6 protein-coding genes and 1 tRNA gene are annotated in these 8,562 nt (G+C 73.4%); all 7 read right to left on the bottom strand.

Features of this window, described 5'->3' with window-relative positions; genetic code table 11:
* Nucleotides 1–3,114 (bottom strand): efflux RND transporter permease subunit (locus AC1DZ6_RS12655; RefSeq protein WP_477097525.1); only part of this gene is annotated, 3,114 nt, incomplete at its 3' end.
* Nucleotides 3,115–3,117: 3 nt separating this feature from the next.
* Nucleotides 3,118–4,272 carry an efflux RND transporter periplasmic adaptor subunit gene (locus tag AC1DZ6_RS12650; protein ID WP_477097524.1) on the bottom strand — a complete coding sequence of 385 codons (1,155 nt, stop codon included), beginning with the start codon at nt 4,270–4,272 and terminating at the stop codon, nt 3,118–3,120.
* Nucleotides 4,269–5,513, bottom strand: a complete 1,245-nt coding sequence (locus AC1DZ6_RS12645) for a TolC family protein (RefSeq protein WP_477097523.1) — start codon at nt 5,511–5,513, stop codon at nt 4,269–4,271. The genes AC1DZ6_RS12650 and AC1DZ6_RS12645 overlap by 4 nt, the downstream gene beginning before the upstream one ends.
* 52 nt (nt 5,514–5,565) lie before the next feature.
* Entirely contained in the window at nt 5,566–5,892 is a 327-nt protein-coding gene (locus AC1DZ6_RS12640) for a hypothetical protein (protein ID WP_477097522.1), read from the bottom strand.
* 239 nt (nt 5,893–6,131) lie between these two features.
* A tRNA-Thr gene (locus AC1DZ6_RS12635) sits at nt 6,132–6,207 on the bottom strand.
* A gap of 78 nt (nt 6,208–6,285) precedes the next feature.
* Entirely contained in the window at nt 6,286–7,845 is a 1,560-nt protein-coding gene (locus AC1DZ6_RS12630) for a heme biosynthesis HemY N-terminal domain-containing protein (RefSeq protein WP_477097521.1), read from the bottom strand.
* The coding region (locus AC1DZ6_RS12625; protein WP_477097520.1) for a COG4223 family protein at nt 7,842–8,562 on the bottom strand (721 nt) is incomplete at its 5' end. The genes AC1DZ6_RS12630 and AC1DZ6_RS12625, both read right to left, overlap by 4 nt.

Raw genomic sequence — 8,562 nt, 5'->3', positions numbered from 1 at the left:
GGCTAGCAAGGTCAGGGCCGTGGAGGTCAGCAGGCCGCCGATGACGACCGTGGCCAACGGCTTCTGCACCTCCGCGCCCGCGCCGATGGCGACCGCCATGGGCACGAAGCCGAGCATGGCGACCAGCGCGGTGGTCAGCACCGCCCGAAGGCGGCTGACCGTGCCGGTGACCACCGCTTCGACCGGCTCGAGCCCCGTCGCCAACTTCAGCTTGATGCTCTGCATCAGCACCAGCCCGTTCAGCGTCGCCACGCCCGACACCGCGATGAAGCCCACGGCCGCCGAAATCGAGAACGGTATGCCGCGCAGCGCCAACGCCACCGCGCCGCCGACCAGGGCCAGGGGCACGCAGGCGAAGACCAGCGCCGCCTCCGCGGCCGAACCCAGGGCGAAATAGAGCAGGACGGCGATCACCAGGAAGACGACCGGCACGATCACCGCCAGGCGGGCCGAGGCCCGCTCCAGGTTCTCGAACTGACCGCCCCAGTCCAGCCACGAGCCAGCGGGGAGCGGAACCTCGTCGCGCACGGCGGTCCTGGCCTCGGCGACGAAGCCGCCCAGGTCGCGGCCTCGGACATTGGCCTGGACGACGATGCGGCGCTTGCCGTTCTCGCGGCTGATCTGGTTGGGCCCTTCGGCGGCGTCGAAACGGGCCAGGGTCGAGAGCGGGATCGCCGCGGTGCCGGGCGGCGCGCCCTCGGGCATGACCGGCAGCTGGCCCATCACGGCCGGATCGTTGCGGCGCTGCTCGTCCAGGCGGACGACGACGTCGAACCGCCGGTCGCCCTCCAGGATGTGCCCGGCCTCGCGCCCGCCCAGGCCGATGGCCAGGGCGTCGGCGGCGTCGCTGGCGTGGACGCCCAGGGCGGCGGCGGCCGTGCGGTCCACCGTGGCCGTGATGGTCGGCTGGCCCGAGACCTGCTCGACCTTGACGTCCGCAGCGCCACGCACGCCACGCAGCGCCTTGGCGACCTGCTGGGCGGTCTGGTCCATGACCGCGAAATCGTCGCCATAGACGCTGACGGCGACATCCGATCGGACCCCGGCGATCAGTTCGTTGAACCGCATCTGAATCGGCTGGGTGAACTCGTAGGCGTTGCCCAGGTGCGCGGCCAGCGCGCCCTCCATGCGCTCGACCAGCTTGGCCTTGGGCAGGCGCGGATCGGGCCAGTCCTTGCGCGGCTTGAGGATGACGAAGGTGTCCGAGGCGCTGGGCGGCATCGGGTCGGAGGCGATCTCGGCGGTGCCGGTGCGGGTGAACACCAGGGCGACCTCGGGCATGGCCGCCAAGGTCTTCTCGACTCGGAACTGCATGGCCTGGCTCTGCTCCAGCGAGATCGACGGCACGCGCGAGGCCTGGACCATCAGGTCGCCCTCGTCGAGCGTCGGAATGAACTCGCGGCCGAGGCTGAGGAAGGCGACGACGCCGATCAGCAGCGCCAGGCCCGCGCTCGCCGCCACCGCGACCGGCCGGGCCACGAGGCGGCGCAGGACCGGCTCGAACCGCGCCCGAGCGGCGGCCACGGCGCGGGTCTCCCCATGCCCCTTGGGCTCGCCGATCCACAGGGCGGCCATGGCCGGCACGAAGGTCAAGGACAGCAGGAAGGCCCCGGCCAGGGCGAACATCACCGTCGCCGCCATGGGCCCGAACATCTTGCCCTCCACCCCCTCGAAGGCCAGCAAGGGCGCATAGACCATCAGGATGATCGCCTGGCCGAAGGCGGCGGGCCGCGCCATCTCGCGGGCGGAAGAAGCGGCGATCGCGATCCGCTCCCGGGCGTCGAGCGCTCGGCCCAGGTCGGTCCGGCGCAGCGCCAGTCGTCCCAGGGTGTTCTCGATCACCACCACCGCGCCGTCGACGATCAGGCCGAAGTCCAGCGCCCCCAAGCTCATCAGATTGCCGCTGATCCCGAACCGCCGCATGGCGATGGCGGCGAACAGGAACGACAGCGGGATGACCAGGGCGGTGATGATCGCCGCCCGGATATTGCCCAGGGCCACGAACAGCACGGCGATGACCAGCAGCGCCCCGAAGGCCAGGTTGTGCTCGACTGTGCGGATCGTGGCGTCGACGAGGTCGGTGCGGTCCAGCACCGGCTTGACCACCACCCCGGCCGGCAGGCTGGCCTGGATGTCCWTCAGGCGCTCGCCCACCCGAGCGGCGACGGTGCGGCTGTTCTCGCCGGCCAGCATCAGGGCGGTGCCGATCACCACCTCGCGTCCCGCCTCGCTGGCCGAGCCCAGTCGCGGGGCCTGGCCGACCACGACCGTGGCGACGTCGGAGACGCGGATCACCGCCGAGCCGCGCCGGCCCACGGGGGTCTCGGCCAACTCGCCCAGGGTCTTCACCCGGGCGTCGGCGCGCACGATATAGGCCTCGCCCCCGCGCTGGACATAGCCCGCGCCCTCGACGCGGTTGGCGTGCTCCAAGGCGTCGATCAGTTGCGGCAGGCTGATGCCGAACGCCGACAGCTTGGCCGGGTCGGGCTGGACCACATACTGCTTCACATAGCCGCCGAGCACGTCGACGCCGGCCACGCCCTTCAGCGTCTTCAGCTGCGGCGCGACGATCCAGTCCTGGACCGTGCGCAGATAGGTGGCCTTCTCGACGTCGGTGGTCAGGCGGTCGCCTTCCGGGGTGACGTAGAGCGCGCCCGGGCGCGCCGCCGGGCCCGACAACTCGACCGTCCAGATATAGACCTCGCCCAGCCCAGTGACCGGCGGTCCCATGCTGGGCTCCAGCCCGTCGGGCAGGGTGGCGCGGGCGGCCTGGAGACGCTCGTTGATCAGACTTCGAGCCACATAAAGGTCGGTGGCGTCGGTGAAGACGGCGGTGATCTGCGAGAACCCATGGCGCGACAACGAGCGGGTCTCGACCAGGCCGGGGATGCCGGCCAGGGCGGTCTCGACCGGGAAGGTGACCTGGCGCTCGACCTCCTCCGGACCGAGGGCCGGGGCGATGGTGTTGATCTGCACCTGGCGGTTGGTGATGTCGGGGACCGCGTCGATGGGCAGGCCGGCGAGCTGGGCGCCGCCATAGGCCAGCAAGGCCACGGCCAGCAGGGCGACGAGCCAGCGGAAGCGGACGGAGAGGTCGATCAGGCGCGCGAGCATGGCTTAGTCCTCATGTCCGGCTTCGCCCTTGCCGAGTTCGGCCTTGAGCAGGAAGGCGCCTTTTCCGGCGATGCGTTCTGTTCCGGTCAGGCCGCGCAGGATCTCGGTCGAGCCGGCGGCGACCCGCCCCGGGGTCACCGGCCTGGCGCGGAAGCCGCCCGCCTCGACCACGAACACGACCGGGCGGCCCTCGACGGTCTGAACCGCCTCGCTAGGCACGATGATCGCCTGGTCCGCGCCTGCCCCCGTCATCACCCGCGCCGAGACGACGGACCCCACCGGCGCGGTCCCGCCCGACGGCGTCGCGCGGACGGTGGCCGTGTTGCCCCCGGACGCGCCCGGCGCCACGGCGCTGATGGTGGCCGGAGCCTCCTGACCGTCGGGGGTCTGCACATGGATCACCTGGCCCAGGCGGATGGAGCCGGCGGCGGCGGCAGGGGCGTCGAAGACGTATTCGGCGCGGCTCTGGTCGGCGATCTCGGCGACCAGCGCGCCCTGAGTCAGGAAGCCGCCGACCTGGATCTCGATCCGCGTCACGACGCCGGCGATGGGGCTACGCAGGACGGTGACGCCATTGACGCCCGGCCCGCCCATGGCGCGAACCTGGGCCTGGGCGGCGCGATAGTCGGCCTGGGCCTTTTCGGCGCCGGCCTGGCTGGCTTCCCAGTCCTGGCGGGCGACGACGCCGGCGTCGAACAGCCGGCGGTCGCGGCTGGCGGCGGACTGGGCGGCCCTGACCCCGGCTCCAGCGGCGTCAAGGCTGGCGCGGCCGGAGGCGGCGTCGGCGCTGCGCAGGGTGGCGATGGGCGACCCGGCGGCGACGCTGGCGCCGGCCGAGACATGGACGCGTTCAACCGCGCCCGACACCGGCGCGCCCAGGGCGGCCAGGGCGTTGGCGGCCAGGGTCACGCGCCCGGGCAGCAGGATGTCGGCGCCGCCGCCGCGTCCCGGCGTGATGACCGAAACGCCGGCCGCCGCCGCGTCGGCCAGCTTCAGGGGCACGAGGTCGGTCGCGCCGTGCTCCCCGTGCTCCGCGCCCTCCTCTTCATGGGCCGGCGCGGCCGCGCGGCCTCCGAAAAGCTGGGCGGCGCCGTAGCCGAGACCGGCGGCGGCGATCAGGGCGACCGCCGAGGCGATGACGTAGCGACGAGCGATCACGGCTGATCTCCGAAAGGAATGCGGCCCTGGGCGCGGGCGAGATCGGCGAACGCCTTGACGCGCGCCAGCTTGGTGTCGACGGCCCGACCACGCGCGGCGATCAGGTCGCGGCGGGCGGTGATCAGTTCGGACAGCGGAAGACGGCCGGCGTCGTAGCCGATCCGGGCCAGGCGATAGGCCTGCGACGCGGCGGCTTCGGCCTGGCGGGAGGCGTCCAGCGTCTGGCCGGCGGCGGCGACCTGGGCGGTCGCGGCGCGGCGGTCGCCGTCCTGTTCGGCCTGGGCCATGGCCAGCCGGGCCTGGGCCGCCTGGGCGTTGGCCGTGGCGGCGGCGACCGCCCCCCGGTTGCGGTCGAACAGCGGCAAGGGGGCGGAGAGGCCGAAGACCGCCGCCGTGGACTCGTCGCTCTGGAACCGGCGGACACCGAAGCTGACGGCGAGATCAGGCGTGCGCCGGGCGCGCTCCACGGCGATGCGGCGCTCGGCGGCGTCGCGCTCGGCGCGAGCGGCGGCGATGGCGGGGCTGAACACCGGTCCGGCCGGAGGCGTCGCCGGGGCGGCGTCGAGCAGGCCGCCAGTGACGGCGGCATAGGTCTCGGACGAACCGGTCAGGGCGCTCAGACGGGCCAAGCCTGTCTCGGTTTCGGCCTGGGCGGCGGCCAGATCGGCGCGCGCCGTGGCCAGCCCCGCCTCGGCCTGGACGGCTCGCACCTGAGCCTCCTTGCCGTTGTCGACCAGCAGGCGGGCGGCCCTGGCGTCGGTCTGGGCCAGGTCGACGCTGTCGCGGGCGATAGCCAGGCGTTGCTGGGCCGCCTCGGCGCCGGCATAGGCCAGCGCCAGATCACGAGCGAACTCGACCTGCCCCAAGGCGGCGCGCGCCTGGGCCGCGGCGACATCGGCCCGGGCCGCCGAGGTCCGCGCGGCGCGCTTGCCGCCCAGCTCCAGCGGCTGCTCGATCGACAGGGTCGTCTCGGCGCCGTCGAAGTCCTTGTAGGGACCGGAGCCGGCGGCGTTCTCGACCATCAGGCCCAGGGTCGGGTTGGGGCGCGCGGCGGCCTGGACCGCCTGGCCCTCGGCGATGCGGGTCTCGGCGGTCCCCAGCGCCAGACGCGGCGCGGAGGCCTGGGCCTGTTTCAGCAGGGCCTGGAAAGTTGGTGCGGTCTGGGCCGCGACCGACGTGCAAATCAGGCCGGAAGCGGCGCAGGCCAAGGCCGCGCGCAGCGGCCATCGGGTCGATGACATGAAGATTCCTCGCGAAGACTGGACAACGGCGCGCGGAAGGCGCGCGGGCCGTTCAGGCGCGAGGGGGGCGTTCGGGTCCGGAGAGGGTGCGCGACGCCAGCGCGTGGGCGGACGTCTCCGCGTGCTCGGCGACGGCGGGCGCCGGTGTGGGAGCCGTCGCGACGGGCGTGTCGAGCATGGCCCCGCCGTGGTGGCAGTGGCCGCTCACGCAGCAGGCGGCCTCGCAAGGCGCGCCGTGATCGCGCGGATCGCCTTCAAGGGTCTGGACGGCGGCCGCATGCGTCTCGACGCTGACGATCGGCGCGTCGTTCTCGCAAAGGCAGGCGGCCAGGCTCATCGTCGGTGCGACGACGAGCAGCGCCAGGACACAGGCGGCCATCAGGCCACCCAGGTTCCGCCACCATGTCATCGCTCGACGCATGGCCGTTCTATAGCTTCAGGGGCCGAACTTGAGAACGCGTTACATGATCACACTGGGTCGGGCGTCTCTGAGCTGCCGACAACGACCTGCCCCACGCGCCGCCGTCACACGGGTTCAGGCGCTCACGGCCACGGAGATGACGCGGAAGCGTTCACCATCTGGCTGATTTCGTTCAAAATTATCGGAATCATGGGAAGTGGTGCCGCTTACAGGACTCGAACCTGTGACCCCCTCATTACGAATGAGGTGCTCTACCAGCTGAGCTAAAGCGGCGCGCTTCGTCGTCGGAGACGCTCCCGACAGACACTGGTGTTCCTGGCGCCAAATCACCGACCCGGCGCGAAGAGGGGCCTATTTAGCGGCGCGAGGGCCGCTTGCCAAGCGTCGGCGTGAACCGGTTTTACGACGCGGCGCCGGACCGGTCGTTTCGGGCTCCGGCGGCGGGGCCGGATCGAAGCCGCCAAGGCCTCGGCCCGGTGCGATTCCGGGGTCGTCGGGAATGGGCATCAAGGCGCCGCCCGTCTCGGCCGCGCGGACGAAGGGCGTGGATTCCGCATAGGCCGAGGGCAGTTCGGGCAGCTCGCTCATCGTGCGCTCGCGGCGCTCGAAGCGCGGATGGATCAGCTCGCCCGTCTCGGCGTAGCTGACGGTCAGCCGCGCCCAGTCGTCCCGGGCGTAGGCGAAGGCGCGGCCTTCGGGATCCAGGTCCGACCAGTCGGCCTCCTGCGGCGCGGCGGCGCCCCGGGCGACCCAGGCGCGGGCCTCGTCGGCTTCGCCGCAGGCATAGGCGACGCGGGCCATGAGGCCGGCGACCCTTGCCGTCAGCGGTTCTTCAGGAAGCAGCCGGGCGGCGGCGCGGGCGGCGATCGGATCGCCGCCGACCAGGGCGCTCTCGACCTTCAGCAGCCGGCTTTCGCGGGCCTCGGGCTTCAGATTGGCCAAGGCCGCCAGGCGGGCGGCGCGCAGCTTGGGGGTCTCGCTGGTCTTCAGGTCGCGATAGGCCAGCCACAGGGCCGGGTGCGGGGCCTGCTTCCAGGCGGCCTCGATCAGGGTTCCGGCCTTGGCGGCCTTGCCGTCGGCGGCCTGCAGGCGCGCGGCCATGACCACGCCCGGCGCGAACTCGGGCTTGAGCCTGGCGGCCTGGGTCGCGAAGTCCAGCGCCTGGGCCAGGACCTTGGGATCGTCGGACTCCTCCAGGCCGGCGGCCGAGGCGGCCAGCAGGGCGGCCCGGGCGCGCTCGGCGACCAGCGGCGGGACGATCTTGCGCTCCAGCGCGCCCTGGACGAGGGCCAGGGCGGCTTTCCAGTCGCCGGCCTCCAGCCGGGCCTCGAGCAGCGCGCGCCAGGCCCAGCGGGCGGTCTTGGCCAGGCCGTAGGCGGTCTCGGCGTGCCGCAGGGCCAGCGCCTTGTCGCCCTCGGCCAGGGCGGTCTGCATCAGGCCGCGCAGGCCCGCGAGGCGCATCTCGGGAAAGCCGAGCATGGCGTTGTAGGCCTGGCGCGCGGCGACGTGGTCGCCCGCGGCCTCGGCGGCCTGGGCGGCCAGGACGCGGACCAGGGCCGGGGCGTCGTCGGCCAGTTCGGACGCCTTCTGARCCAAGCGGCGGGCTTCGGAGCCGTCGCCCGCGGCTACGGCCAGGAAGCCGCGCGACAAGGCCTCGACGCCCTGCTTGCGCTTGGCCTCGGCGCGGGTCCGGGCGGCGCGCTGCGGCGCCTCGATCACCCACAGCAGGCCGCGCCACAGGATGGTGGCCAACAGGGCGGCGAACAGGGTCAGCAGGGCGGCGGCCGCAGCCGTCATCTCGACCCGCCAACCCATCCAGTCCAGGCTGGCCGCGCCCGGCTCGCCGGTCAGGGCGACCACCGCCACGGCGATGGCGGCGACCAGGAAGAAGACGAACGTCGCGCGGATCACGGGGCGGGCTCGCTGATGACCGGAACCGAGGCCGGCCGAGCGGCGGGTTCTTGGTCGGATGGCCGCATCAGGTACGGCGGCAAGGCTGGACTGTGCGCCTGGACCAGGCCGGCCAGGGCGTCGGCGCGGATCGCGGCGATGTGGCGGTCGATCTCGACCCGGCGCGCGGCGGCGGCGCGCCAGGGCGCCAGCACGGTCTGGGCGGCGGCCGGGAGGCTCTCCAGGTCGCTCAGAGCGCCCTCGATGTCGCCCTCGTTCAGCAGCTTCTGGGCGCGGCCCAGCACCGCGTCGGGGGTCTGGCCCTGGGTCGTGCCGACCTGGCGGATGGAGACGATGCTGGACAGGGCGTGTTGCAGCTTGGCCAGGAAGTCGGCGTTGCGGCCAGGGTCGCGGGCGGCGACGGTGACGCGGCCGGCCAGGGTCTCGAACTCGTCGGCCAGGCCCGCGCGGGTCGGGGCGCCGTCCTGGGCCAGGCGGGACAGGGCTCGCAGGTCGGGCGACAGGGGCAGGACCCGCTCCAGGCTGGCCAGTTCCTCGGGGAACGGCCGGGCGGTGCGGGCGGCGTCGGCCAGAGTGGCGGCGGCCAGGGCCGCGCCGGCGGCGTCCAGCGCCCGCTGCTGACCGGTCTCGAGCACGGCGACCCGGCCCTCCAGCTGCGCCACGGTCTCGGACGACGGCGGCGAGACGGCGGCGGTGCTGGGCGCCCCGTAGAGCGGC

The sequence above is a fragment of the Caulobacter sp. P1_B12_2 genome (assembly GCF_056406675.1).
The sequence above is the reverse complement of the archived record's forward strand: the minus strand, read 5'-3'. Positions and strand labels throughout refer to the sequence as shown.